This window comes from Phreatobacter oligotrophus, assembly GCF_003046185.1.
Lineage (GTDB): Bacteria > Pseudomonadota > Alphaproteobacteria > Rhizobiales > Phreatobacteraceae > Phreatobacter > Phreatobacter oligotrophus.
This window is the reverse complement of the sequence record NZ_PZZL01000001.1, coordinates 83,889-109,784: the sequence shown is the minus strand read 5'-3', so window position 1 is coordinate 109,784 and position 25,896 is coordinate 83,889. Positions and strand designations below refer to the sequence as shown.

Annotated in this window: 25 protein-coding genes and 1 riboswitch; of the genes, 14 read left to right on the top strand and 11 right to left on the bottom strand. The window is 69.4% G+C overall.

All coding sequences use genetic code 11. The annotated features are described in order from the left end of the window. The 3 genes from C8P69_RS00530 to C8P69_RS00520 all read left to right on the top strand — a co-directional run bounded on the left by C8P69_RS00530 (position 1) and on the right by C8P69_RS00520 (position 3,286). Positions 1 to 936, top strand: coding sequence for a hydroxyacid dehydrogenase (locus tag C8P69_RS00530; RefSeq protein ID WP_108173915.1), 936 nt, complete (start codon positions 1 to 3; stop codon positions 934 to 936). After that, on the top strand, positions 933 to 1,925 hold the full coding sequence (locus C8P69_RS00525; RefSeq protein ID WP_108173914.1) for an Ldh family oxidoreductase: 993 nt from the start codon (positions 933 to 935) through the stop codon (positions 1,923 to 1,925). The genes C8P69_RS00530 and C8P69_RS00525 overlap by 4 nt, the downstream gene beginning before the upstream one ends. Before the next feature lie 113 nt (positions 1,926 to 2,038). Further along, entirely contained in the window at positions 2,039 to 3,286 is a 1,248-nt protein-coding gene (locus C8P69_RS00520) for a pyridoxal-phosphate-dependent aminotransferase family protein (protein ID WP_108173913.1), read from the top strand. 25 nt (positions 3,287 to 3,311) lie between these two features. Here the strand turns inward: C8P69_RS00520 and C8P69_RS00515 are convergent, their stop codons facing one another. Then, a complete protein-coding gene (locus C8P69_RS00515) occupies positions 3,312 to 4,328 on the bottom strand; it encodes an NADP-dependent oxidoreductase (RefSeq protein WP_108173912.1) in 1,017 nt (338 codons plus the stop codon). 510 nt (positions 4,329 to 4,838) lie between these two features. Between C8P69_RS00515 and C8P69_RS00510 the strand changes: the two genes are divergently transcribed. Both C8P69_RS00510 and C8P69_RS00505 read left to right on the top strand, forming a co-directional pair. Further along, positions 4,839 to 6,053, top strand: a complete 1,215-nt coding sequence (locus C8P69_RS00510; protein ID WP_108173911.1) for a DEAD/DEAH box helicase — start codon at positions 4,839 to 4,841, stop codon at positions 6,051 to 6,053. A 34-nt stretch (positions 6,054 to 6,087) separates the two neighbouring features. Continuing rightward, entirely contained in the window at positions 6,088 to 6,297 is a 210-nt protein-coding gene (locus C8P69_RS00505; RefSeq protein ID WP_106747540.1) for a cold-shock protein, read from the top strand. An 80-nt stretch (positions 6,298 to 6,377) separates the two neighbouring features. On the opposite strand, the gene C8P69_RS00500 is transcribed toward C8P69_RS00505, so the two are convergent. The 4 genes from C8P69_RS00500 to C8P69_RS00485 form a co-directional block, all read right to left on the bottom strand. Next, on the bottom strand, positions 6,378 to 6,647 hold the full coding sequence (locus C8P69_RS00500; RefSeq protein ID WP_108173910.1) for a hypothetical protein: 270 nt from the start codon (positions 6,645 to 6,647) through the stop codon (positions 6,378 to 6,380). A gap of 232 nt (positions 6,648 to 6,879) precedes the next feature. Further along, entirely contained in the window at positions 6,880 to 7,239 is a 360-nt protein-coding gene (locus C8P69_RS00495; RefSeq protein WP_108173909.1) for a hypothetical protein, read from the bottom strand. Positions 7,240 to 7,456: 217 nt separating this feature from the next. Next, positions 7,457 to 10,435, bottom strand: coding sequence for an isoleucine--tRNA ligase (ileS, locus tag C8P69_RS00490; protein WP_108173908.1), 2,979 nt, complete (start codon positions 10,433 to 10,435; stop codon positions 7,457 to 7,459). Positions 10,436 to 10,638: 203 nt separating this feature from the next. Next, positions 10,639 to 11,385: a hypothetical protein gene (locus C8P69_RS00485; RefSeq protein WP_108173907.1), complete on the bottom strand. Its 747-nt coding sequence runs from the start codon at positions 11,383 to 11,385 to the stop codon at positions 10,639 to 10,641. A gap of 130 nt (positions 11,386 to 11,515) precedes the next feature. Here C8P69_RS00485 and C8P69_RS00480 point away from each other — a divergent pair, with 130 nt between their 5' ends. Both C8P69_RS00480 and C8P69_RS00475 read left to right on the top strand, forming a co-directional pair. Beyond that, on the top strand, positions 11,516 to 11,899 hold the full coding sequence (locus tag C8P69_RS00480) for a hypothetical protein (protein WP_108173906.1): 384 nt from the start codon (positions 11,516 to 11,518) through the stop codon (positions 11,897 to 11,899). Between the two features lie 68 nt (positions 11,900 to 11,967). Then, a complete protein-coding gene (locus C8P69_RS00475; RefSeq protein ID WP_108173905.1) occupies positions 11,968 to 12,537 on the top strand; it encodes a type 1 glutamine amidotransferase domain-containing protein in 570 nt (189 codons plus the stop codon). A gap of 73 nt (positions 12,538 to 12,610) precedes the next feature. Here C8P69_RS00475 and gcvPB read toward each other — a convergent pair whose 3' ends face one another. The 5 genes from gcvPB to C8P69_RS00450 form a co-directional block, all read right to left on the bottom strand. After that, positions 12,611 to 14,185: an aminomethyl-transferring glycine dehydrogenase subunit GcvPB gene (gene gcvPB / locus C8P69_RS00470; protein WP_108173904.1), complete on the bottom strand. Its 1,575-nt coding sequence runs from the start codon at positions 14,183 to 14,185 to the stop codon at positions 12,611 to 12,613. 11 nt (positions 14,186 to 14,196) lie between these two features. After that, complete coding sequence (gene gcvPA / locus C8P69_RS00465) at positions 14,197 to 15,552, bottom strand: aminomethyl-transferring glycine dehydrogenase subunit GcvPA (RefSeq protein ID WP_108173903.1); 1,356 nt, start codon at positions 15,550 to 15,552, stop codon at positions 14,197 to 14,199. 59 nt (positions 15,553 to 15,611) lie between these two features. Then, positions 15,612 to 15,986, bottom strand: a complete 375-nt coding sequence (gene gcvH / locus C8P69_RS00460; RefSeq protein WP_108174541.1) for a glycine cleavage system protein GcvH — start codon at positions 15,984 to 15,986, stop codon at positions 15,612 to 15,614. A 30-nt stretch (positions 15,987 to 16,016) separates the two neighbouring features. After that, entirely contained in the window at positions 16,017 to 17,162 is a 1,146-nt protein-coding gene (gcvT, locus tag C8P69_RS00455; RefSeq protein WP_108173902.1) for a glycine cleavage system aminomethyltransferase GcvT, read from the bottom strand. Between the two features lie 197 nt (positions 17,163 to 17,359). Then, a riboswitch (glycine riboswitch) is annotated at positions 17,360 to 17,466 on the bottom strand. 92 nt (positions 17,467 to 17,558) lie between these two features. Next, a complete protein-coding gene (locus C8P69_RS00450) occupies positions 17,559 to 18,203 on the bottom strand; it encodes a hypothetical protein (RefSeq protein ID WP_146167252.1) in 645 nt (214 codons plus the stop codon). A gap of 204 nt (positions 18,204 to 18,407) precedes the next feature. Here C8P69_RS00450 and C8P69_RS00445 point away from each other — a divergent pair, with 204 nt between their 5' ends. The 3 genes from C8P69_RS00445 (at position 18,408) to C8P69_RS00435 (ending at position 21,440) form a co-directional block, all read left to right on the top strand. Then, complete coding sequence (locus C8P69_RS00445; RefSeq protein WP_108173900.1) at positions 18,408 to 19,589, top strand: pyridoxal phosphate-dependent aminotransferase; 1,182 nt, start codon at positions 18,408 to 18,410, stop codon at positions 19,587 to 19,589. Positions 19,590 to 19,713: 124 nt separating this feature from the next. Beyond that, a complete protein-coding gene (locus tag C8P69_RS00440) occupies positions 19,714 to 20,832 on the top strand; it encodes a PAS domain-containing sensor histidine kinase (RefSeq protein ID WP_281260021.1) in 1,119 nt (372 codons plus the stop codon). Beyond that, a complete protein-coding gene (locus C8P69_RS00435; RefSeq protein ID WP_245901809.1) occupies positions 20,829 to 21,440 on the top strand; it encodes a response regulator transcription factor in 612 nt (203 codons plus the stop codon). The genes C8P69_RS00440 and C8P69_RS00435 overlap by 4 nt, the downstream gene beginning before the upstream one ends. Positions 21,441 to 21,449: 9 nt before the next feature. Here C8P69_RS00435 and cobT read toward each other — a convergent pair whose 3' ends face one another. Continuing rightward, positions 21,450 to 22,478: a nicotinate-nucleotide--dimethylbenzimidazole phosphoribosyltransferase gene (gene cobT / locus C8P69_RS00430; RefSeq protein ID WP_108173898.1), complete on the bottom strand. Its 1,029-nt coding sequence runs from the start codon at positions 22,476 to 22,478 to the stop codon at positions 21,450 to 21,452. A gap of 103 nt (positions 22,479 to 22,581) precedes the next feature. On the opposite strand from cobT, the gene C8P69_RS00425 reads away from it, so the two are divergent. The 4 genes from C8P69_RS00425 to C8P69_RS00410 are packed head-to-tail and all read left to right on the top strand — an operon-like array spanning position 22,582 to position 25,870. After that, positions 22,582 to 23,382: an adenosylcobinamide-GDP ribazoletransferase gene (locus tag C8P69_RS00425; protein ID WP_108174540.1), complete on the top strand. Its 801-nt coding sequence runs from the start codon at positions 22,582 to 22,584 to the stop codon at positions 23,380 to 23,382. Then, positions 23,382 to 23,573, top strand: coding sequence for a DUF1289 domain-containing protein (locus C8P69_RS00420; RefSeq protein ID WP_108173897.1), 192 nt, complete (start codon positions 23,382 to 23,384; stop codon positions 23,571 to 23,573). The genes C8P69_RS00425 and C8P69_RS00420 overlap by 1 nt, the downstream gene beginning before the upstream one ends. 3 nt (positions 23,574 to 23,576) lie before the next feature. Continuing rightward, positions 23,577 to 24,287, top strand: coding sequence for a retropepsin-like aspartic protease family protein (locus tag C8P69_RS00415; protein ID WP_108173896.1), 711 nt, complete (start codon positions 23,577 to 23,579; stop codon positions 24,285 to 24,287). A gap of 56 nt (positions 24,288 to 24,343) precedes the next feature. Next, the gene (locus C8P69_RS00410) at positions 24,344 to 25,870 is read left to right on the top strand and encodes a bifunctional metallophosphatase/5'-nucleotidase (protein WP_108173895.1); all 1,527 of its coding nucleotides are present in this window, start codon (positions 24,344 to 24,346) and stop codon (positions 25,868 to 25,870) included. Positions 25,871 to 25,896 lie beyond the last annotated feature (26 nt).

Genomic DNA, 25,896 nt, shown 5'->3' with positions numbered 1-25,896 from the left:
ATGACCGACATCGTCATCTCTGAATTCATGGACGAGGCGGCGGTCGAGGACCTCAGGCGCGACTTTTCCGTCACCTATGACAAGGGGCTGGTGGACCGGCCGGACGAGCTTGCCGGCCTCGTTGCGGGCGCGCGGGCGCTGATCGTGCGCAACCGCACGCAGGTGCGCGGCGCGCTGCTGGCGGCGGGGGCCAGGCTTGAGGCCATCGGCCGGCTCGGCGTCGGGCTCGACAATATCGATGTGGAGGCCGCCACGGCGCGCGGCATTGCCGTGCTGCCGGCGACTGGCGCCAACGACGTCTCCGTCGCGGAATGGGCGGTGACCACCATCATGGTCCTGCTCCGCGGCGCCTACTACGCCACGGACGCGGTCGCCGCCGGCAGCTGGCCGCGCGAGCGGCTGATGGGCCGCGAGATCTCCGGCAAGGTGCTGGGTCTCGTCGGCTTCGGCTCGATCGCGCGCGAGACGGCCGTGCGGGCCAAGGCGCTCGGCATGACCATCATCGCCGCCGACCCCTTCGTGGCAGCCGATGATCCTGCCTGGGCCCGGATCGGCGCACGGCCGGTCACCCTCGACACGCTTGTGGCAGAGGCCCATGCGGTGAGCCTGCACGTGCCGCTGACGGCGGAGACCCGCAACCTCATCGACGCACGGCGCCTTGCGGCCATGAAGCCCGGCGCCGTGCTGGTGAATGCCGCCCGCGGCGGCGTCGTGGACGAGGCGGCGCTTGCGGAGGCGCTGCGCGCGGGCACCCTTGCCGGGGCCGCCCTTGATGTCTTCGACGTGGAGCCGCTGAAGGCGGGATCGCCGCTCGCCGGCTGCCCCAACCTCATCCTCACGCCGCACATTGCGGGGGTGACGGTGGAGAGCAATGTGCGGGTCTCCTCCGTCACCGCCGCCAATGCCCGCCGCGTGCTGCAGGAGCGCCGCCGATGAGCAAGGTTTCGCTGGAGGCGGCCCGCGCCTGGGTCGCCGGGGTCTTCATCGGGAACGGTGCCCGTGCCGAAGCCGCCCGTTCGGTTGCCGCTGCGCTGGTCCGCGCCGAGGCGGAGGGGCTGAAGGGCCACGGCCTGTCGCGCATCCCGACCTATCTGACCATGCTGACGAGCGGCAAGATCGACGGCGCGGCCGTGCCGACGGCCAGGCGCGTGCGCGCCGCGACGCTCGCCGTGGATGCCGCCAACGGCTTCGCCTATCCGGCGGTGGACCTCGCGCTGGCCGAGTTGCCGGCCATTGTCGCGGAGACCGGCATTGCCGCCGCGACCATCTCCCGCTCCAACCACGCGGGGGCGCTGGGCGCCCATGTGGAGGCGCTGGCCGATCGCGGCCTCATCGCCCTGTTCTTCGCCAATACGCCGGAAGCCATCGCGCCGGCCGGCGGCACCAAGGCCGTCTACGGCACCAACCCCATCGCCTTCGCGTGTCCGCTGCCTGGCCGCCCCGCGATCGTGGTGGATCTGGCGCTGTCGACGGTGGCGCGCGGCAACATCGTCGCCGCCAACCAGAAAGGCGAGGCGATCCCGGAGGGCTGGGCGCTCGATACCGAGGGCCAGCCGACAACCGATGCCGCCAAGGCGCTGAAGGGCACGATGGTGGCGCTCGGCGGACCGAAGGGCACGGCGCTGGCACTCATGGTCGAGGTGCTGGCGGCGGCGCTCACCGGCGCGCATCTCGCCTTCGAGGCCTCCTCCTTCCTCGATGACAAGGGTCCACCGCCCGGCACCGGCCAGACCATCCTCGTGATCGATCCTGCAGGCTTCGGCCATGGCGCGTTCGGGGAGCGGATCACCACGCTTGCGGGCGCCATCGAGGCGCAGGCCGGCGCCCGCCTTCCCGGCCAGCGTCGGCTGGCGCTCCGGCAGAAGGCGGAGGCCGAGGGGATCGCACTGCCCGCCGATCTCGTCGCCAAGTACGGACCCGCCTGAGGGTTCGCCGCGCATCCGCGCGACTGCCCCGCCGCTGCGCCGCTTGCGCGCCTCGCGCCCTCCGGCTACCGGAGGAATAGACCCAATTCCCAGCCGCACGCCAGAGGACCCCCATGAGCGTCGCCAACGGCCGCACCCTGCTCGCCATTCCCGGCCCGACCAATGTTCCCGACCGCGTGCTGCAGGCGATGATGCGCCCGGCCGAGGAGATCTATTCCGGGCCGATGGTGGCGCTGACGGACAGCCTGCTCGCCGACCTCAAGACCATCTTCGGCACCAAGGCGCGCACCTATATCTATGCCGCCAACGGCCATGGCGGCTGGGAGGCGGCGATCTCCAACGTGCTGTCGCGCGGCGACAAGGTGCTGGTGCTGGCCAGCGGCCGCTTCGCCATCGGCTGGGGCCAGATGGCCGCCTTCATGGGCGCCGATGTCGAGGTGATGGAGGGCTCGTGGCGGGCGTCCATCGACCCAGCCAAGGTCGAGGAGTGGCTGCGCCGCGACACGACCCATTCCATCAAGGCGATCCTGATGGTGCAGATCGACACGGCCTCGGGCGTCGTCAACGACGTCAAGGCGGTGCGCCGCGCCATCGACGCGGCCGGCCACCCCGCCCTGTTCATGGTGGACGGCGTTGCCTCCCTCGCCTGCATGCCATTCGCCATGGACGAGTGGGGCATCGACGTTGCCATGTCGGCTTCGCAGAAGGGCCTGATGACCCCGCCGGGCCTCGCCTTCGTCGCCGCCAACGACAAGGCGCACAAGGCGCACGAGACGGCGAACATGAAGACGCTCTACTGGGACTGGACGGCGCGCCAGGGCAAGGAGCACTACATGAAATATTGCGGCACGCCGCCGGAGCACCTGCTCTTCGCGCTGCGCGCCGCCCTCGACATGATCATGGAGGAGGGCCTGCCGGCCGTGTGGAAGCGCCATGCGCTCCTTGCCGAGGCCACCCATGCCGCCATCGGCAAGTGGGCCGAGGGTCAGGTCATCGCCTGCAACATCCTGGAGCCGTCGCAGCGCTCCGCCTCGGTGACGCCGGTGCTGGTGCAGGGGGCGGACGCGGAAGCCATCGCCACCTACACCCAGCGCATCTGCGGCGTGACGCTGGGCTCGGCCATCGGCGAGCTTTCGGGCCGGGCGTTCCGGATCGCCCATATGGGCCACACCAATGCGCCGATGGTGCTCGGCACCCTGTCGGCGGTGGAGATGGCGCTGCAGGCACTGAACATCCCGCACGGGTCTGGCGGTGTTGCGGCCGCCGTGGCGAGCCTTGCCAAGGGCGCCGGCCTGCCGGGCAAGCCGGCGGACCATCAGGTGCCGGAAAACGACCTGGCACTCGCCACCGCTCCCGCCTGAGCGGGAGCGGCGGGAGGTCGTCCCGTCAGCTCACCTTCACGACGAGCTTGCCGAAGTTCTTGCCCTTGAGGAGGCCGATGAAGGCCTCGGGCGCGGCGTCGAGGCCCTCGACCACGTCCTCGCGATACTTCACCTTGCCCTCGGCGATCCACCGGCTCATGTCGGTAAAGAAGGCCTTGGACTGGTCGGCGAAGTCGCGGACGATGAAGCCGCGGATGGTCAGGCGCTTGGTGAGCGCATCGCGCATCAGCAGCGGCAGGCGGTCCGGGCCGTCCGGCAGCGAGGTCGCATTGTACTGGGCGATGAGGCCACAGACCGGGATGCGGGCGAAGAAGTTGAGCAGCGGCAGCACCGCGTCGAAGACGTGGCCGCCGACATTCTCGAAATAGACGTCGATGCCGTTCGGGCAGGCCTTCTTCAGGTCCTCCTTGAAGGTCGGCGAGCGGTGGTCGAGCGCCACGTCGAAGCCGAACTCTTCCGTTAGCGCCTTCACCTTGTCGGCGCCGCCGGCAATGCCGACGGCGCGCGCCCCCTTGATCCTGGCGATCTGGCCGACTGCCGAACCGACCGGGCCGGTGGCCGCGGCGACGACCACGGTCTCGCCTTCCTTCGGCTGGCCGATGGTGAGCAGGCCGGTATAGGCGGTCATGCCGGGCATGCCGAGGACGCCGACGGCGGTGGAGATCGGCCCGAGGCTCGGATCGACCTTGCGCAGGTCCTTGGCGTCGGCAATGGCGTGGGACTGCCAGCCGGAATGGGACAGCACGATGTCGCCGGGACGGAAGCGCTCGCTGTTGGAGGCGAGGACCTCGGCGACCGTACCGCCCTCCATGACGCCGCCGATAGGCACCGGGGCGGCATAGGACTTGGCGTCGTTCATGCGGCCGCGCATGTAGGGGTCGAGCGAGAGATAGCGGATCTTCAGCAGCACCTGGTCGGGGCCGGGAGCCGGCAAGGCCGTCTCGACGGTCGCGAAATTGGCGAGCGTCGGCTCGCCGTGCGGGCGGCTGGCAAGGGTGATCTGGCGCGAGATGGTGGACAAGGGACGTCTCTCCCGTTGACGGGCCCGCAGGCGGCGGGCCTTTCGCGTTCCTCCCTTAAAGAGCCGGGGGCGCCGCGACAATCTGCCGGTGGGTCAGGGTGGCGGCGGCCACCAGCGCGGCATGGGTCCGACGAGAACGGTCACCCGACCTTGCGAAAGCGGTGCGCGCTTTTGGTCTCGCGGCGGTGCTGACCATCTCAACTGTATCCCGCAACCGAAAATAATCTTGCTGCCGCCAAGATTTTCCGAAGAAAATCGGAAAAACATCAGCATCGTTTCTGATGTTTGCAGCGCGCTTTTTCGACGACGGGCTTGACGGGGCTGGAAACGTGCCTCATGTTATCAGCACCATCGTCGTGATTGCGCTGCGCCGCCTTCTGTGAGTAACCAGGCGTCGACAACCGGATTTCCGGTGCGACAACGTTGTCTGGGCCGCCCGGCGCGCGGTTCGTGACTGTGAAACTGGAGGACGCAAGAGGCGTTTCCGGTCGACTTGAAAGACTGATTTTCTTGAACAATTCATCCTTCGTGGATCTCGGCCTCGCCGAGCCACTTCTGCGTTCCCTGCGTGATGCCGGGTACGAGACGCCGACGCCGATCCAGGCGAAGGCCATCCCCCATCTCCTGGACGATCACGACCTGATCGGCATCGCCCAGACTGGTACCGGCAAGACGGCGGCCTTCAGCCTGCCGATCCTGCAGCACCTGTCCGAAGACCGCGTTCCCCTGCCCGCCAAGGGCGTTCGGGCTCTCGTGCTCGCGCCGACGCGCGAGCTGGCGCTGCAGATCTTCGACAACGTCACCCGCCTCTCCAAACATCTGAAGCTGCGCCATGCCGTCATCTTCGGCGGCGTCGGCCAGAACCCGCAGGCCCAGGCCATCGCCCGCGGCATCGACGTGCTGGTGGCGACGCCCGGCCGGCTCATCGACCTGATGGGCCAGGGCCTCGTCCGGCTCGACACGGTCACCCACCTCGTCCTTGACGAGGCGGACCGCATGCTGGACATGGGCTTCATCCGCGACGTGCGGAAGATCCTCGCCAAGCTCCCTGAGCAGCGCCAGTCCATGCTGTTCTCCGCCACCATGCCGGCTGAGGTGGCCAAGCTCGCCCGCGACATGCTGTGGGAGCCGATGCGGGTCGAGGTGACGCCGGAAATCGTCACGGTCGAAGCCATCGAGCAGCACGTCTTCCACGTCGGCACCTCCGACAAGCGCCAGCTCCTCGAAAAGCTGCTCGGCGACCCGGCGCTTGCTCGCGTCGTCGTCTTCACGCGCACCAAGCACGGGGCGAACCGCCTCGCCGGCCAGCTCGTGAAGTCCGGCTTCTCGGCCGATGCCATCCACGGCAACAAGAGCCAGAATGCCCGCCAGCGGGCGCTCGCGGCCTTCAAGTCCGGCGAGTGCCGCATTCTCGTGGCGACCGACCTGTTCGCCCGCGGCATCGACGTGGCCGAGGTCACCCATGTGGTGAACTTCGACCTGCCCAATGAGCCCGAGAGCTATGTCCACCGCATCGGCCGCACAGGCCGTGCCGGCCGGACGGGCATCGCCCTTGCCTTCTGTGATCCTTCCGAGCGCGGCCATCTCGCCGCGATCGAGAAACTGACGCGCGTGCGCCTCGCCGTGGCGGCGTCTCCCATCCAGGCCTCGTCGCCGGCACGGACCGAAATCCGTCCGGCAGCGCGTCCTGCCAGGCGTCCGCAGCCCCGCCCACGGGCTGCCTGACAATCCCTCCACCGCCAACATCGAGGAGCATTCCATGGCGACCGGGACCGTGAAGTGGTTCAACCCCCAGAAGGGCTACGGCTTCATCCAGCCGTCCGACGGCGGCAAGGATGTGTTCGTGCACATCTCGGCCGTGCAGCGCGCCGGTCTCAACGACCTTCGCGAGGGCGAGCAGGTGTCGTATGAGCTCGCCACCGACCGCCGCACCGGCAAGCAGTCGGCCGACCAGCTGAAGCTGGCCTGACGACCCGCATCGGGGCCGGACCGGGGATGGCCCGGTCCGCATGACGTCAACCGTGGTGCCGTGCGCGGCGCCGCGCCATCTCAATGCAGCCAGGCGCCGGCCCCCGACAGGCCGGAGCCGATGCGTTCCAGCACGGCGATCTCCGGTTCGTCCTCGCCTTGCATGGGCGCGACCGAGAGCACCAGGACGCCCGGCCGTCGCGCCGCGACGAAACGCGCCACCACCTGCGCCTGTTCGTAGGTGTCGAGATAATGGATGTCCTCGGCCACCATCCGGGGACCGCGCCGGATGAAGGGCACGACCGCGTACCGGGTGCGCGCTGGCACGGATGCCGGCCCGTCGTCTCCCATGATGTCCTCGCGGCGTGGCTCGCACGCCCTGTCTTGAACCATCCATGATGATCGCATGCGCCGGGCGCCCGCGAGACCGGGCTTTGCCCAACGGGATCACGCTTACGGGAAAGACCGGGGTCGGTTTTCCTTGAAGCACTCCGGCTACAACCCCGCATTGTCCTGGCGCGAACAGCCGAAAGCGGCCCGGGTGAACCGCCCGGACCGCCGACCGTGACTGAGCCTTGGCCGGTCAGCACTTGCCGAAGGACTTCTCCAGAATGACCTTCCCGGCGACGCTGATCGTCACCCTGACCCCCGTCGGAATGCCCCAGGTGGTGCAGATGTCGAGGCAGGCCTGGGCCGCCGTCCCGTTCGGGATGATCGAAGGGATGTTGAAACAGAACTTGCCGATGCCGAGCGGCAGGTTGAGGCAGACCTTGCCATCCTCCACGGTCACGCTGATGCACTGCGCGGCAACGCGGAGGTGGCCGTCGTCGATCGGGTTGAGCTCGCGCCGATTGGCTTCGATCGCGGGCGCCTCGTAGTGGGCCCGCGCCGCCTCCAGAGCGGCTTCAATCGCCTTGTCATCAAAGGAATGGAACGTCGCCATGGGGTGTCTCCCTGTGGTCCCTCGTCCGGGCGCACCATGCGCAACGGCAGGACGACTCCCTCATAGCGGGACAGCTTCCCATCTTCTATTTGGGGTTGTAACGAATGACACAAAACTATCTTAGGTTGTATTTTGGCCAAGCGCACGCGCTGCCCGGACGGGGCGGCTCAGCTCATCGGGAGATGGGCGGGAGCCGCGCCGGGCGGCTCCCCACTTGTCACAGCGCGTGGCGCTGCTGCCACTCGCGCATCGCCGCCGCGTCGCGCGGCGTGATGTCCGGGAAGTCCGGATCGGCGGTGGCCGGATCGAAGTACTTCCAGGAGCGGGCGCATTTCACGCCAGCCGCCTTGGCCGGCTCCACAGCCACGCCGCGGATGTCGTCGGCGCGATAGGCCGTGGCCGGCCCCTCGCCCGCAACCACGCGGATGGCGGAGGTGATGGCGACCTCGGCGAGGTCGATGCCCTCCACAGCCGCCATGAGCTCGGGATCGGCAATGTGGACCACCGGGGCCGCCTCCAGCGAGGAGCCGAGCCGCTTGGCGGCACGCTCCAGCTCCAATGCGCCGGTGACGGCGCGGCGGACCTTGCGGATCTTCTCCCAGCGGGCATCGAGGGCCGGGTCGAGCCAGGCCTCGGGCGCCGCGTAGAAGCCCTGGAGGTGCACCGAGCCGTCACGGCCATAGCGATCCCACCAGGCCTCCTCGGCGGTGAAGGAGAGCACCGGCGCAAGCCAGGTCGTCACGGCCTTGAAGATCTCCTCGATGACCGCCAGCGCCGCCTTGCGGGCCGGCGCCGAGACCGGATCGCAGTAGAGGCGGTCCTTGCGGATGTCGAAATAGAAGGCCGAGAGCTCGACATTCATGAACTGCGTCAGCGCGGCGAAGACCTTCTTGTAGTCGTAGTCGCGATAGGCGGCGTGGATCTGCGGCGTGAGCTCGGCCAGCCGGTGCAGCATGAGCCGCTCGAGGTCCGGCAGGGTGGCGACGTCGGGCAGGGCTGAGCCGTCGTGATGGGCGAGCGCGCCCAGCATCCAGCGGATGGTGTTGCGCAGCTTGCGATAGGCATCCGAGGTCGTCTGCAGGATCTCCTTGCCGATGCGCAGGTCGTCCGAATAGTCGGAGGCCGCAACCCACAGGCGCAGGATGTCGGCGCCCGACTGCTTGATGACGTCCTGCGGGGCCACCGTGTTGCCCAGCGACTTCGACATCTTGCGGCCCTCGCCGTCGAGGACGAAGCCGTGGGTCAGCACCACGTCATAGGGCGCACGGCCACGCGTGCCGCAGCTTTCCAGCAGCGAGGAATGGAACCAGCCGCGGTGCTGGTCGGAGCCTTCGAGGTACATGACGGTGTCGGCCCCGCCATCGACCTTGCGCTTGAGGCCGGCGAAGTTCGGGAAGTCCTGCGGCCGCTCCAGCGTGAAGGCGTGGGTGGAGCCGGAATCGAACCAGACGTCGAGCACGTCGTCGACCTTGTCCCAGTCATCCGCCTTGTACTGCGGGCCGAGGAAGCGCTCCTTGGCGCCGGCCTTGAACCAGGCATCGGCGCCCTCCTGGCGGAAGGCCTCGATGATGCGCAGGTCCACGGTCGGATCGCGCAGGATCTCGCCGCTGTCGCGGTTGACGAAGACGGCGATGGGCACGCCCCAGGCGCGCTGGCGCGAAACCACCCAGTCCGGGCGGTTCTCGATCATGCCGCGGATGCGGTTCTCGCCGGATTCCGGCACCCACTGGGTCTCGCCGATGGCCTTGAGCGCCCGCTGACGCAGCGTCGTGCCGTCGTCATAGGGCTTGTCCATGGCGATGAACCACTGGGGCGTGTTGCGGAAGATGACCGGCTTCTTGGAGCGCCAGGAATGCGGATACTGGTGCTTCAGGCGCCCGCGCGCGACGAGGCGGCCAGCGGCCACCAGCGCGTCGATGACCGCCTGGTTGGCATCGCCCTTGTCGCCCTTCTCGGTGATGACCTGGCGGCCCTCGAAGCCGGGGGCCTCCTTGGTCAGGCGGCCGTCGCCATCCACCGTGTAGGGGATGCGGGTCTCGATGGCGCGCTCGGCGAGCATGCGGCCGCTCGCCATCCAGATCTCGAAGTCCTCGCGGCCATGGCCGGGGGCGGTGTGAACGAAGCCGGTGCCGGCATCGTCGGTGACGTGATCGCCGTCGAGCAGCGGCACGTCGAAGCCGTAGCCGAGATTGGCGAGGGGATGGGCGCAGGTGAGGCCGGCGAGTTCGTCCGCCGAGACATCGGCCACGAGCTCGAAGCCCTCGACCTTGGCCTGCTTGAACACGCTCTCGGCCAGGGCCTTGGCGAGGATGTAGGTGTTGCCGACCCGCGCCCAGTTGTCGGCCGGCGAGGCCATGACCCGGTAGAGGCCATAGGCGATGCGGTTCGAATAGGAGATGGCGCGGTTGCCGGGGATGGTCCAGGGCGTGGTCGTCCAGATGACGACGCTGGCGTTCTTCAGATGCGCGAGCTTGTCCCGGGCCGCCGTGTCGGCGACCGCCGGCGAAACCGCCCGCACCGGGAAGGCCGCCCAGATCATGTCGCTCTGGTAGTCGTGATACTCGACCTCGGCCTCGGCCAGGGCGGTCTTCTCCACCACCGACCACATGACCGGCTTCGAGCCGCGATAGAGCTGTCCGCTTTCGGCGAACTTGATGATCTCCTCGGCGATCTGCGCCTCGGCGTGGAAGGTCATGGTCTGATAGGGGTTCGCCCAGTCGCCGACGACGCCGAGGCGCTTGAACTCCTCGCGCTGCACGTTCAGCCAGTGGGTGGCGAAGGCGCGGCATTCCTGGCGGAACTCGACGACCGGCACCTCGTCCTTGTTCTTGCCCTTGGAGCGGTACTCCTCCTCGATCTTCCACTCGATCGGCAGGCCGTGGCAGTCCCAGCCGGGCACGTAGTCGCTGTCGAAGCCGAGCATCTGCTGCGACTTCGTCACCATGTCCTTGAGGATCTTGTTGAGCGCGTGGCCGATATGGAGATGGCCGTTGGCGTAGGGAGGGCCGTCGTGGAGCACGAAGCGGTCGCGGCCGCGGGCGGAGCGGCGCAGGCGACCGTAGAGGTCCATCTCCTCCCAGGACTTGAGGATCTGCGGCTCCTTTTCCGGGAGCCCCGCCCGCATCGGGAAGGGCGTCTCGGGCAGGAGAAGGGTCTTCGAATAGTCGAAGGCGTCGGTGGGGTTCTGGTCGGACATGGTGGGTCGGCCGGGACGAGCGGCAAGAGGCCGCGGAGAAGTCGGAGCGGGTGAAGAGCTTAAACCCCGGACCTCCGGGCGCACGCGACGGGCCGCGCGGCCTTCAGGAGGCCGGGCCGGTAATTCGCGAAGCGGTGCGGGCGGCGAAGCGCATGCCGTCCTTTAAGGGGAAGGCGGGCGGAAAGGCAAGCGCGGCGCTGGCCTCAAGGCGCATCGACACGCTGGGCGAAGGCGACAAGCGCCGGCCTGACCGTGGCCAGGTGGGCGACGCCTGCCGCCTGGCGGGCGCGGGCCGCCACCGCCCGGCGCTGGGCGGGCTCCAGGCCGGCGGCCAGCCGCGGCGCCACCTCTGTCAGCGCAGTGGCGAGGATGGCGGCGTGGGCCGGCGGGATCGGTGACTCGTCCATGGTGGTCAGAAGCCCGCGCGCCACCTGGGAGGCGCCGATCCGCACGCGATCGAGGCCATCCTGCCGCGTCTCGGTCCTCTGATCGGCAGGGAGCCTCGCCAGATAGGCCACGGTTGCCTCCATGAGGGTGGCCGTGCAGCGGGCGGAGAAGGCCAGGCCGGGCATGATCTCGTCGCCGAAGGTGGCGATGTTGGCCTTCACGTCGGCGCGGGCACGACCCCGCGGCACGAAATCGGTGTAGCGCTGCCAGACCGACGCTCCGGCCTCGCAGAACCGCGCGAGAACGAGGACATCGTCGGCTCCCGCACGGCGGCGCGGATCGGTGAGCTTGCGGTCCCACGCTGCCTCGAGCACCTGCCGGACGGCGGGATCGGCAATGCGCGGGAGGCTGCCGGCCTGTGCAGCCGCATTCGCCATCTCATTGAAGCGCCGGACTGCGGCAGCGGCGGAGCGGTCGTCGAGGGGAGCCGAGGCCGCGGGGCCCTGCCCTGCCAGGGAGAGCGTGGCCAGGGTCACCATGACGAGCATCAGTCGGGGCAGCATGCCAACTCCTGCAAGCGGACCATCGTCGGGTGCATCCATACCAACGGTTGCAGAGAACAGAAACAGCTGCGCGACGGCGCGCGGCAGAAACAGGCGGGTCCGACACAGGGGGCCCTCCGGAGCCCCTCCCATGATCCGCCTCGCCCTCGCCCCTCTTCTTCTGGCAGCCGGCCTCGCCGCAGCCTCGGCCGCCGAGACGATCCGCGCCCTGCCGCCCGCCATGGTCGGCACCTGGGGCTATGAGGAGCGATCCTGCTCCGAGGAGACCGATGACGGCCGGGTCGAGGTCAAGCCGCGCGAGGTCACCTTCTTCGCGGCGTTCTGCCGGTTCAGCCGCATCCGCGTCGAGCGCGGCGCCATCGTGGGAAGCGGGCGTTGCCGTGGCGAGGGCGAGACGCAGGTGGACCAGGGCGAGGTGAGCTTCCGCCAGATCAGCCCGACGCGGCTGGAGATCAACGTGCAGAACTCGCCCCACATCTACCAGCGTTGTGATCGGCCGCTGCCCGTTCGTTGACGTCACGGCGGAACCGCGGCGCGGCTCCCTCGTTCGTCCGGGACCTTCCCCCGAACCCGGAGCCTCCCGTGCCGCAGATCGCACAGTCCAAGATTCTCATCCTCGCCACCGACGGTTTCGAGCAGTCCGAGCTCGAGGTGCCGCTGAACAGCCTGCGGGACAAGGGCGCGACGGTGCATGTCGCCTCGCCTGCCAAGACCCTCTCGCCCGGCGAGATCCGCGGCTGGGACAAGGCCGACTGGGGCCGCACCGTGCCGGTCGACCAGACCCTCGAGCAGGTGGACGCCAATGCCTATGACGCTCTCGTCCTGCCGGGCGGCGTGATCAATCCCGACAAGCTGCGCGTCGAGAAAAAGGCGGTCGACACGATCCGCCGCTTCGTTGCCGACGGCAAGGTGGTCGCCGCCATCTGCCATGGCCCCTGGCTGCTGGCCGAGGCCGGCGTCACGGCGGGCTTGCGCATGACCTCCTACCAGTCGATCCGCACGGACATGGAGAATGCCGGCGGCGACTGGGTCGACGAGGAGGTCGTCACCGACCAGGGCATCATCACCTCACGCGCGCCCAAGGACCTGCCGGCCTTCGTCGCCAAGATCGTCGAGGAGATCGAGGAAGGCCGCCACGAGCGCGCCGCCTGAGGCCCTGCGCCCCCTGAAACGACGAAGCCCGGCCATTGGCCGGGCTTCTGCATTCGTGGACGGAACGGAGCGCTTACTCCGCCGCCTCCGCATAGGCCTGCGGCCGGGTCCAGCGCAGGACCGGGTTGCGGGCCGCCCGCGTCTCGTCGAGGCGGCGGCGCGGGGCATGGAAGGGCGCATTCTTGAAGCGCTCGACCTGGCCGCGCTTCGCCGACAGGGCGAGGTCACGCAGCGTGGCGATGAAGAGGTCGAGGGAAGCCTTCGATTCCGACTCCGTCGGCTCGATGAGCATGGCGCCGTGGACGACCAGCGGGAAATACATGGTCATCGGGTGGTAGCCCTCGTCGATCATCGCCTTGGCGAAGTCGAGCGTGGAGACGCCGGTGTTCTTCAGCCACTCGTCGTCGAACAGCGCCTCGTGCATGCAGGGCTGGTTGCCGAAGGGCAGGCTCATCAGGTCCGCGAGCGAGGCGCGGATGTAGTTGGCGTTGAGCACCGCATCCTCCGAGGCCTGCTTCATGCCGTCAGCGCCGTGGCTGAGCATGTAGGCGAGCGCGCGGACGAACATGCCCATCTGGCCGTGGAAGGCCGACATGCGTCCGAAGGGCATCTCGCCCTTCTCCAGCTTGCCGCCCTCCTCGACCAGCGAGAAGCCCTTGCCGGCGCGGATGAAGGGATAGGGCACGAAGGCCGCCAGGCGCTCCGACAGCACGACGGGACCGGCGCCCGGACCGCCGCCGCCATGGGGCGTCGAGAAGGTCTTGTGCAGGTTGATGTGCATGGCGTCGACGCCGAGGTCACCCGGGCGGGCCTTGCCGACGATGGCGTTGAAGTTGGCGCCGTCGCAGTAGAAATAGGCCCCGGCGTCGTGGATCGCCTTGGCGATCTCGACGATCTCCTTCTCGAAGATGCCGCAGGTGTTGGGGTTGGTGAGCATGATCGCCGCGACGTCGGGCGTCAGCGCCGCCTTGACGTCGGAGACGTGGACCGTGCCATCGGCCTGGGCGGGGACGGCCTTCACCTCGAAGCCGATAAGCGCGGCCGTCGCAGGGTTCGTGCCGTGCGCCGATTCAGGCACCAGCACGATCTTGCGATGGCCCTCGCCCTTGGCCTCCAGCGCCGCCTTGATGGCCATCATGCCGGCGAGCTCGCCATGGGCGCCGGCCTTGGGGCTCATCGCCACGGCGGGCATGCCGGTGAGCTCCTTGAGGTAGTCGGCGAGGCGGTCGATCAGCTCCAGCGCGCCCTGCACGGTGGAGACCGGCTGGAGCGGGTGGATGTCACCGAAGCCCGGCAGCCGCGCCATCTTCTCGTTGAGGCGGGCATTGTGCTTCATGGTGCAGGAGCCGAGCGGGAAGAGCCCGGTGTCGATGCCGAAGTTCTTCTGGCTGAGGCGCACGTAGTGGCGCATCGTCTCCGGCTCGGAGAGGCCCGGCAGGTCGATCGGCTCCTTGCGGGCGAGCTTGCCGAGGCGCGACTTCACCTTCTTCGGCTCGGGCAGGTCGACGCCGGTGACCTCGGGACGGCCGATCTCGAAGATCAGCGCTTCCTCGATCTGCAGCGCCTTGTTGCCGGTGAAGGTCGGGTGGGCGGAGGCGGCACCGGCCTCGCCGGCGGCGGTGGGACGACCCTGATTGTTCATGGACATGGGACCGCTCCTCAGAGGCTGGCGCCGAGCGCGGCCACGAAGGCGGCGCGATCGTCGTCGGTGTTCACTTCGGTGTTGGCGACGAGGAGGATATCCTTCAGCGCCTTGTGCTTGGGCCACAGCCGCGCGGCGGGAACGCCCGCCAGCACGCCCTTCTTCGCCATCTTCTCCACGACCTTGGCGGCATCGCCCGGCACGCGGATGGCGAACTCGTTGAAGAAGCTGCCGTTCAGCACCTCGACGCCGTCGACGTCAGCGAGGCGGTCGGCGAGATCGCAGGCATTGGCGTGGTTGATGGCGGCGAGGCGGCGCAGGCCGGTCTCGCCGAGCAGCGTCATGTGGATGGTGAAGGCGAGGCACATCAGGCCGGAATTGGTGCAGATGTTGGAGGTCGCCTTCTCGCGGCGGATATGCTGCTCGCGGGTCGAGAGCGTCAGCACGAAGCCGCGGCGGCCTTCCGCATCCACTGTCTCGCCGCAGAGGCGGCCCGGCATCTGCCGGACATATTTCTGCTTGGTGGCGAAGAGGCCGACATAGGGACCGCCGAAATTGAGACCGACGCCGATGGACTGGCCCTCGGCGACGACGATGTCCGCGCCCATGGCACCGGGCGGGGTCACGGCGCCGAGCGAGACCACCTCAGTGACGACGGCGATCAGAAGAGCGCCGGCATCCTGCGCCTTCTTGGCGATGGCGGTGAGGTCGTGGAGGTTGCCGAAGACATCCGGCGTCTGGATGACGATGCAGGAGGTCTCGGCGTCGATGGCGGCGGCCACCGCCTTGAGGTCGGCGCTGGCATCGGCCGGGTTCGGCTCCAGCGAGACGAGTTCGTCGCCGGCCATGCGGGACAGCGTCTCGATCGTGTCGCGGTAGTGCGGATGCAGGTTGCCGGCGAGGATCGCCTTGCGCCGCTTGGTGACTCGATGCGCCATCAGCACGGCCTCGGCCGCGCCCGTCGAGCCGTCATACATGGAGGCGTTGGCGACCTCCATGCCGGTGAGGAGCGCCACCTGGGTCTGGAACTCGAACAGGTACTGGAGAGTGCCCTGGGCGATTTCCGGCTGGTAGGGCGTGTAGCTCGTCAGGAACTCGGAGCGCTGGATCAGATGATCCACCGAGGCCGGGACATGGTGCTTGTAGGCGCCGGCGCCGACGAAGAAGGGCACCTCGGAGGCCGTGATGTTCTCCGCCGCCATGGCGCCCATGATGCGCTCGACATCGAGCTCGCCCTTGGCCTTCGGCAGGTCGACGAGGCCTTTGAGCAGCTTCGATTTCGGCACGTTGGCGAAGAGGTCGTCGACGGCGGCGACGCCGATCTTGGCCAGCATGTCGGTGCGGTCTTGGGGCGTCAGCGGCAGGTAGCGCATTGCGGTCTCCGGGCAGTCGGATGGGGAGGCGCGGGCCGCAGCGAGCGGCCCGCCGGCACTCACAGCGTGTCGAGGAAGGCCTTGTAGGCGGCCTCGTCCATGAGCTCGTCGAGCTCGGCGGGATTGGCGATCTTCACCTTGAAGAACCAGCCCTTGCCGGCCGGGTCGTCGTTGACGGTGGCGGGCGCGCCTTCGAGGTCGGGGTTGGCCTCGACCACCTGGCCGGAGACCGGCGAGTAGATGTCGGAGGCGGCCTTGACGCTTTCGACCACAGCGGCGCTGTCGCCCTTCTTCACGGCCTTGCCGCTGGAGGGGAGCTCCACGAAGACCACGTCGCCGAGCTGCTCCTGGGCGTAGTGGGAAATGCCCACCGTGCCGACGTCGCCGTCGATGCGGATATATTCGTGGTCCTTGGTGTATTTGGTCGTGGCCATGGTCATCCCCTGGTGAAGTGGTTCGGCGGCTCAGCCGCGGACATAGCGATGCCGTGCGAAGGGCATGGTCACGACCTTGCCCGGCAGGTCCTTGCCGCGGACCTCGAGGAGCACGGGCGTGCCCGGCTCGGCGAAGCGGCGGTTGACGTAGCCCATGGCGAGCGGGCCGTTGATGGTCGGGCCGAAGCCGCCCGAGGTGACCGTGCCGATGGGCTGGCCGTCGGCGGACTTCACCACCGTTCCCTCGCGGGCCGGAGCGCGGCCATCGGGCAGGATGCCGACACGCAGGCGCGACGCACCCTCGGCCAGCTCCTTCTGGATGCGGGCGGCGCCGAGGAAGCCGCCCTCGGCGCGGCGGCGCTTCTGGATCGACCAGGTGAGGCCGGCCTCGACGGGCGAGGTTGTGGTGTCGATGTCATGGCCGTAGAGGCAGAGGCCCGCCTCGAGGCGCAGCGAGTCACGGGCGCCGAGGCCGATCGGCTTGACGCGCGGATCGGCGAGCAGCTTGCGGGTCAGCGCCACCGCATCGCCGCTCTTCACTGAGATCTCGACGCCGTCCTCGCCGGTATAGCCGGTGCGGGAGACATGGGCCCAGATACCGTCGATGGCTAAGTCCACCGAGGTCATGAACTTCAGGCCGGCGAGCGAGGGCGCGAGCGTCGCCACCGCCGCGACGGCCTCGGGGCCCTGCACTGCGATCAGCGCGAGATCGTCGGCGACCTTCAGGGTCACGCCGGCCGGGAGATGCGCCCGCATATGGGCGTAGTCGGCGTCCTTGCAGGCGGCGTTCACCACCAGATAGAGCCAGTGCTCATGGCCGGGATGGCCAAGGCGCGTGATCATCAGGTCGTCGAGGATGCCGCCCTCGGCATTGGTGAACTGGGAATAGCGCTGCTGGCCGAGCTTCAGCGCCATGACATCGGCGGGCACCAGGGCCTCGAGCGCGGCGGCGGCCGTCTCGTAGCGGCCGTCCTCGGGGATGAGGAAGCACTGGCCCATATGGCTGACATCGAACAGGCCGGCGCTGGTGCGGGTCCAGTTGTGCTCAGCAAGGACGCCGGTCGGATACTGCACCGGCATGTCGTAGCCGGCGAAGGGGACCATCTTGGCTCCGAGCTCGCCATGCAGGGCATGGAGAGGTGTGGTCAGCAACGGGCCGTCCTGGGGCTCGCCCATGGGTCCTGCACTCCGGCGCGCGGACGCGTCCGGTCATGCCGAACACGTTCCGATTACGGGCTTGTCGCCCGCTCGCGCCCCTCTGTCGCAGGACCTGAGAGATTCACCGCGGCCCGCAAGGGCCGACGCCCTCGGGCGCCATCGGCTTACTCCGTCGGTGGGCCGGGATTGGACCTCCGGCCGCTTTCCAGAATGCCATTCCCCCGGCGGTCCTTTTGCCTGAGAGGTTCCGGGGCCGTTGCTCCTTCGGCGCCGGGGGATCCCATCAATTCAAAGACCACCCGGACTCTCCCGCCGGGTTCATATGGCACGGCATCGCAATGGCCGGATCATGCGGCGAAGTCAAGGCGAGCCTGTGGGCACGCCTGCCGCAAAGAAAGGCAGGCGCGAAAGGCGTCAGCGCTGGGCGGTGCGGGCGCGGCCGCGGCGCTGGCGCTCGGGCTGCTGGGCCTGGGTGTCGAAGCCGACGAAGATGATGTAGGTGGCCAGTTCCGCAGCCTCCGGCAGGGGGAAGCTCACCTGGTCCTCGACCTGGGTGAAGGAGACGCTCGGCGAGCCCGAGGGGATCTCGATCGGCACCTGATAGAGACGGGTCCAGACTGGCGTCGACAGGCCGCGCGTCACCGCGACGCGGATCGGCAGCGTGACGCGGCCGGCATCACCCTTCGGGCCGACCAGGACGCGGCCCTCGATGCCGACGCGGATGGTCATGGTCTGGCCCTCGATGCGGCACTCGCGGGCAAGATCGGTGATCGTGCCCTGGTAGCGCAGCTCGGTCGGACCCTCGCCCCCCTGGCGCCAGACGGCCGAGCCGTCGCGAACCTCGATGCGCGGGCAGGCGTCGGGGTTGAGGTTCTGCTGGCCCTGCGGGACGGGCTGGCCGAACAGGGCGGTATGGACGGGCGAGCCGACGCCGGGCGGCGTCTGCGGGGCGGGCTGCGCCGCCTGCTGCGGCTGGCCGAAGAGATTGCCGCCGGTCGAGCCGCAGGCGCCGAGCGCCAGAGCCGTCATCAGCACGGCCGTTGCCTTCCAGATACGCACGCCCAAACCCTCGCATTGCCGTCGGGATCGGCGCTTATAGCAAGAGCCGTCGGGCGGAACAAAGGCGTTCATGCTGCCATCCACCGGCAGGCTGCGACGCCGTTCATCGGCTTCGCTGATGGACAAATCGCACGTTTTTCATGAGAAGGGCCGAACGCCGCCGCTAGACTGGCGCGATTGCCCCCGCCCCACAGGATAAGCCGCATGACCGCCGATCTCCTCGCCTCGCTGCGCCCGGAAGCCTCGGGCGCCCCCGCCAGCGGCATCGTCGAGCTGTCGAAATATGCGCGGGCGGCCGGCGACGTGATCCAGCTCTGGGTCGGCGAGGGGGACACGCCCACCCCCTCCTTCATCTACGAGGCGGCGACGCGCTCGCTCGCGGCGGGCGAGACCACCTACACCTGGCAGCGCGGCATCCCGGAGCTGCGCCAGGCCATCGCGACCTATGCCTCCGACCTCTACGGCCGCGAGCTGTCGCCGGAGCGCTTCTTCGTCTGCGGCTCGGGCATGCAGGCGATCCAGATCGCCATGACCATGGTGGCGGGCCCGGGCGACGAGATCCTCATCCCCTCCCCCACCTGGCCGAACGCCCCGGCGGCTGCGGGCCTGCGCGGCGCGACGCCGGTCTTCGTCGCGCTCGACCATGGCAATCGCGGCTGGCAGATCGACCTCGACAAGCTTGAGGCGGCGATCACGCCGAAGACCAAGGCGATGTTCATCAACACGCCGTCCAACCCGACCGGCTGGACCGCGACGAAGGAGGAGCTCGCCGCGATCCTCGCGCTCGCCCGCCGGCACGGGCTGTGGATCGTCGCCGACGAGATCTATACCCGCTTCGTCTGGACCGAGGGGTCGCCGCGCCGCGCTGCCTCCTTCCACGACGTGCGCGAGGACGGCGACCGCATCATCTGGGTCAACACCTTCTCGAAGAACTGGGCGATGACCGGGTGGCGCACCGGCTGGGTGGAGGCCGACCCGTCCCTCGGCGACGTCGTCGAGAACCTCATCCAGTATTCCACCTCGGGCTCGCCGGTCTTCGTGCAGCGGGCCTGCGCCGTCGCGCTGGAGCGCGGCGAAAGCTTCCTCGCCCATCAGGTCGCCAAGGCGCGCAAGGCCCGCGACATCGTCTCCGAGGCGATCGAGGCCACAGGCCGCTGCCGGTTCTCGCGGCCGGACGGCGCCTTCTACCTGTTCTTCGGCATCGACGGCGTCACCGATTCGAACGCTGCGGCGATGAAGCTAGTCGACATCGCCAAGGTCGGGCTCGCCCCGGGGAGCGCCTTCGGGCCCGGCGGCGAAGGCCATTTGAGGCTCTGCTACCTGCGCTCGCAGGAGCAGATCGAGATCGCGGCCGAGCGTTTGCGCACCGCCATCCCCCTTTTGTGATGCATTTTGGGGAAGGAAGCCGCCCTTCCCCGTTGCAATGCGCAAAACTCCGTAGCATGGTCCGGGGGGTGAGGCGAGTTGACGCAGGGGGCCAACCTGCGCAGCGCCACGCGGAGGATCCCCCATCCAGCAGGTCGTCCCCCCACCGGCGAGTGTTTCCGAGGCCCGGCTGTCGAGCGTTCTCGACATGGCCGGCGAAGGCATCGTCGTGCTGGATGCCGGCGGCACGATCCTCGTCTTCAACAAGGCCTGCGAGGCCATGTTCGGCCGCAGCACTGCCGACGTCGCCGGACACAAGTTCGGGCTCCTGCTGGCCGGGCCACGCCAGCCGGAGGACGCGCTGCTCGCGGCCTGGGTCGGCGCGCCGCGTGAGATCGCCGCCCGCCACCGTGACGGCACGGTGCTGCCCATCGAACTGTCGCTGGCCCGCGCCGACACGGCCGAGGGCGCGCAGTTCATCGCCATCCTGCGGGACCTCAGGCCCCGCCGCGCCACGCAGGAGCGGCTGGCCCGCCGCGAGGCGGAGCTCTCGCATCTCGCCCGCGTCGCGGCGCTCGACCAGATGGGCGCGGCCCTTGCCCATGAGCTCAACCAGCCGCTGACGGCGGCGACCCTCTACCTCCAGGCCGCCGACAGGCTGCTCGACCCGAATGGGGCGGCGACCGAGGTCGTCGCCAAGGCGCGCCGCGAGGCGGAACGGGCCGGCCGCATCGTCCGCGCCATGCGCCAGTTCATCGCCAACCGTCCGCCGGAGCAGGTGCCGGTCGCGCTGGTGCCGCTGGTCGAGGAGGCGGTGGAGCTGACGCTGATGGGCCGCCGCGCCTGCGGCGGCGTCGGCATCGAGGAGGCGGTGCCCGGCGTCTCGGTGGTCGGCGACGCCATCCAGATCCAGCAGATCGTCGTCAATCTCGTGCGCAACGCCCTGGACGCGGTCGGCGGCCGCGAGGGCGCGCATGTCACCGTCACCATCGGCGCCGCAGGCGGCAAGGCGATGATCGCCGTTACCGACAACGGCACCGGCGTGCCGCCGGAGGCGGTCGCGGACCTGTTCACGCCCTTCGCCACGTCCAAGCGCTCCGGCCTTGGCCTCGGCCTCGCCATTTCCCGCACCATCGCCGAGGCGCATGGCGGCGATATCCATGTCGAGCCCGGCGGTGACGGCCGCGGCGCAACCTTCACGCTGATCCTGCCGCTTCAGACGGGACCGGTTCCTTACCCTGACGAACGGAGGGCCAATCCGTGAGCACCCATCATCGCAATGACGTCTATGTGGTCGATGACGATCCGGCCGTGCGCGACGCGCTGAGCACCATCCTGTCGATGGAGGGCTTCGGCGTCACCGGCTTCGCCGACGGCCCGTCCTTCGTCACCGCGGCGCGGCACCGCCGGCCGGCCTGCGTCATCCTCGACGTCAACATGCCAGGCACGTCGGGCCTCGACGTGCTGCGCCAGTTGAAGGCCTCCGCCTCCACGGCGCCCGTCTTCGCCATTTCCGGCCAGGCCGACATCCCCATGGCCGTCGATGCGATCCGCAATGGCGCGCTCGACTTCTTCGAGAAGCCGTTCGACGCCGGCCGTCTCGTCAGCCGCGTGCGGGAGGCCATCGCCCAGAGCGAGCAGCCGGCCGCGCAGCCCTCGCGGCTTGCCTCCTACTTCCCCGGTATGGAACTGCTGACGCCGCGCGAGCGCGAGGTGCTGGAGCAGATCGCCGCCGGTTCCTCCAACAAGGAGGCGGGCCGGACGCTCGGCATCAGCCCGCGCACCGTCGAGGTGCACCGGGCCCGCATCATGGAAAAGCTCGGCGCCCGCAACGCGGCGGACCTTGTCCGCATCGTGCTGACCGAGCACTGAGCGGCGGCGTCAACCGCGGCTGACGGCGGCCTGCTCGAAGGTCGCCATGCCCTGGTGGACGGCGAGCGCATTGCGGACGATGCCGCAGGCGAGCGCCGCTCCCGATCCCTCGCCGAGCCGCATGCCGAGATCGAGCAGCGGACGCTTGCCGATCTTCTCGAGCACGCGGCCATGGGCGGCCTCTGCCGAGCGATGGGCGGCGATGCAATGGTCGAGGCTCGCCGGGTCCAGCGCGTGCAGGATGGCGGCGGCCGCGGTCACCACATAGCCGTCGAGCAGCACCGGGATGCGCTGCAGGCGCGCGGCGATGATGGCGCCGACGGTGGCGGCGATCTCGCGGCCGCCGACCCGGCGGAGCACTTCCAGCGGATCAAGGCCGGGACCGCCGGCGCGGGCGACGGCGCGAGCCACGACCTCGGCCTTGCGCGCCAGCCCGGCGTCATCGACGCCGGTGCCACGGCCGACCCAGTCCGCTGCCTCGCCGCCATAGAGGGCGTGATGGACCGCGGCGGCGATGGTGGTGTTGCCGATGCCCATCTCGCCGAGGCAGAGCAGGTCGGCCCCGACAATGGCCTCCATGCCGAAGGCGATGGTGGCGGCGCAGGCGGCCTCGTCGAAGGCGTCCTCCTCGCTGATGTCCGGGGTCGGCACGTCGATGGCGAGGTCAAAGACCTTAAGGCCGATATCGTTGGCGACGCAGAGCTGGTTCACCGCGGCCCCGCCGGCGGCGAAATTGTCGAGCATCTGGCGGTTCACGGCATCCGGGAAGGCTGAGACCCCTTGCTTCGTGACGCCGTGCGACGTGGCGAAGATGGCGACGAGCGGCCGGTCGACGCGCGGCTTGGGATTGGCGCTCCACGCGGCCACCCATTCGACGATCGTCTCCAGACGGCCGAGCGCGCCCGCCGGCTTGGTCAGTTCGGCGTCACGCGCCCGGACGGCGGCGATGGCCGCCTCGTCCGGGCCGGGCATGCGCGTCAACAGGTCGCGGATGTCGTCGAAGGGAAGGCCCGTCGGGCTGTGGGACGGCGAAGGCATGGAGCGCTTTCGAAATCGAATTGGGGGGCGAGCGGTAACAAGAGCGGGTATCGGCGCACAAGCCGTCTGGCGGCGGCGCGCCGCACTGGCTATGCCATTCGCCATGGACAATCCAGCCCTCTGGCGCGACACCGTCATCGCGCTGCGCTTTTTCTCGCGCCTGCCGCTGCCCGCCCTGCCGGGCGAGAAGGATCCCCATGGGCTGCCCGACTTCACCCGGCTCATTCGGGCGGTGCCGCTGGCGGGATTCGTCCTCGGTGGCCTTGCCGGCGCCGTGGTGCTGGCCGCCTCGCTGGTGCTGCCGCCGGTGATCGCGGCGCTGCTTGGCGTTGCGGCGGCGGTGGTGATGACCGGGGCCTTCCACGAGGATGGGCTTGCCGATTCCGCCGACAGCTTCGGCGGCATGACGACCGAGCGGCGCCTCGACATCATGAAGGACAGCCGCATCGGGACCTTCGGGGCCGCCGCCCTCATCCTGGGCCTTGGCCTGCGCGTGGCTGGCATCGCCGCCCTGGTGGCCTCGGTCGGCGGCGGGCGGACGGCGCTCGCCATGGCGGCGATCGGCGCCGCCTCGCGCACCGTGGCGCTCGGCCTGCAGGTCCATCTCGATCCTGCCCGCGTCGAGGGGGCCGCCTATGCGACCGGCCGTCCGCAGGCGGCGGACTGGCATGTGGCGCTCGCCATCGCGGCCGGCCTTGCCCTGCTCCTCATCCCGGCCGGGGGCGTGGCCGGAGGCTTCCTCGCCTTCGGTGTCGCCGGGCTCATCCTGCCGCTCGCCATCCGCTTCGCTGCCGCCCATGTCGGCGGCCAGACCGGCGATCTCACCGGCGCGACCCAGCAGGTCATCGAGATCGCCATGCTGCTGGTGCTCGTGGCCATCGCCGTGCCAGTGGGAGCTGCCTGATGAACGCGCCCCTGCCGCCGGTTTCCAGCCCCTGCGTCCGGATCTGCCGCATCGACCCGCAGGCGCGCATCTGCGAGGGCTGTGGCCGCAGCCTCGACGAGATCGCCAACTGGATGGCCATCGGCGAGGTCCGCCGCCGCGCCGTCATGGCGGAGCTGCCGGGCCGTCTCGCGCGACTGGCGGGGCGCTGAGCCATGCGGCTGGTGCTGTGGATCCTCCTGGTCAGCGTGGTCCTCTTGGTGATGGTCGCGGCGATCCGCTCGGGCGGCCTCGCCGAAGGCAATCTCGATGCCGGCGACTGGGCCTCAATCGTCGGCCTCACCATGCTCGCCACGCTCAGCGGCGCGACGGTGCTCGGCATGTTCCGCGGCCGGGCCGGCGACGCGGTCCAGGCCGCCCTCGCCTGGCTCGGCATCTTCGCCGTCCTCGGCGTCGTCTACACCTATCGCTACGAGTTCGAGTCGGTCGGCCGCCGCGTCCTTGGCAATGTCATCCCCGGCATGGGCCAGGAGGGCGTCACGGGCAGCCGCGAGGTGACCGTTCCTCGCAGCGGTGGATCCACCTTCGTCGCGCGCGTCTCCCTCAATGGCTCCCGCGCCGTGCCCATGCTGGTTGATACCGGCGCCTCGGCGCTGGTGCTGACCGACGCCGATGCCCGCCGCGCCGGCATCGATCCGGCGACCCTCTCCTTCTCCATTCCCGTCCAGACCGCCAACGGGTCGGCGCTGACTGCCGCGACGACCATCGGCACGGTGACGCTCGGCCCCATTGTCGAGCGCAATGTCAGGGCCCTCGTTGCCCGGCCCGAAGCCCTCACCACCAGCCTTCTCGGCCACACCTTCCTCGACCGCCTCGACAGCTACGAGGTGCGCGGCGGGCGGATGGTGCTGCGCGGACGCAACTGACGGCTTGCCAGCGTGACGCCACCGGCGGCATGGTCCGCGCCGCAGAGAGGATGCCCATGAGCCCGATTTCCCGTCGTGACACGCTGACCGCCGGCCTTGGTGCGGGCCTCGCCGTCGTCGCCGGCAGCGAGGTCCAGGCGCAGACCCCTCCCCCGCGCGGGACGATGATCTCGCTGCTGCTGGTCAACGACATCTACAAGATGGGCGACGAGAACGGCCGTGGCGGCTTCGCCCGCCTCAACGCCATCGTGAAGGCCGAGCGCGCCCGCGGCGTGCCCATGCTCTACGTCCATGCCGGCGACATGTTCTCGCCCTCGCTGATGTCTGGATTCGACCAGGGCGCCCACACGGTCGAACTCACCAACATCGCCGCGCCCGATGTCTTCGTGCCGGGCAATCACGAGTTCGACTTTGGCCCTGAGGCCTACATGAAGCGCCGGCAGGAATCGCGCTTCCCCTGGTATGCCTCGAACATGCGCGCGGCCGATGGCGCGCTGCTGCCGGGCCACGAGGACGGCCGGATCATCGATCTTGGCGGCGTGAAACTCGGTGTCTTCGGTGTCGTCCTGCCCAATTCGCCGGAGGTGTCGTCCACCGGCGATTTCCGTTTCCTGCCGACGATGGAGACGGTGCGGCGCGAGGCGGCGCGGCTGCGGCGCGAGGGTGCCGAGCTCATCCTCTGCTGCGCCCATACCGACCGGAAGGACGACCTCGAGATTGTCCGGTCGCGCCTCGTTGACGTGCTGCTGACCGGCCATGACCACGACCTCGCCATCGCCTATGACGGGCGCACCGTCATGGTCGAGAGCTCGGAGGAGGGCTACTACGTTACCGCCATCGACCTGACGATCAGCCGCGTGACCATCGACGGGGTCTCACGGACGACCTTCACCCCCGCCTTCCGCGTCAATGACAGCCGGCAGGCCGTGCCGGATCCGGAGACCGCGGCACGGGTGGCGGATTACGAGAAGATCCTGTCCGAGGAGCTCGATGTCGCCATCGCCACGCTGACCGGCGAACTCGACACGCGCACCGCCTCGGTGCGCTCCGGCGAGCAGGCCATCGGCAACCTCATTGCCGACGCCATGCGGGCCGCCACCGGCGCCGATGTCGGGCTGACCAATGCGGGCGCCATCCGCGGGAACCGCATCTATCCGGCGGGCCATCGCTTCACCCGCCGTGACGCCTTGAGCGAGCTGCCTTTCGGCAACCGCACCGTGGTGGCGAAAGTCTCGGGCGCCGACCTGCGGCAGGCCCTGGAGAACGGCGTCAGCCAGGTCGAGCAGCGCGCCGGCCGCTTCCCGCATGTGTCGAACCTCACCGTGGAGGTGGACCCGCGGCGCCCGTCGGGCAGCCGGGTGGTCTCGGTGCAGGTGGGCGGCCAGCCGCTCGACGATGACCGCATCTACACGGTGGCGACCAACGACTTCATGCTGCGCGGCGGCGACGGCTATACCAGCCTCGGCCTCAGGGCGGCCGACAAGGACGTGCAGGGCAAGCTCGTTGCCTCGGACCTGATGACCCATATGCGCCGGCTCGGCACCGTCGCCCCGGCGCGCGAGGGCCGCATCATCCTCCGCTGAGCCATGCGGGTGCCACGGTGATGCCG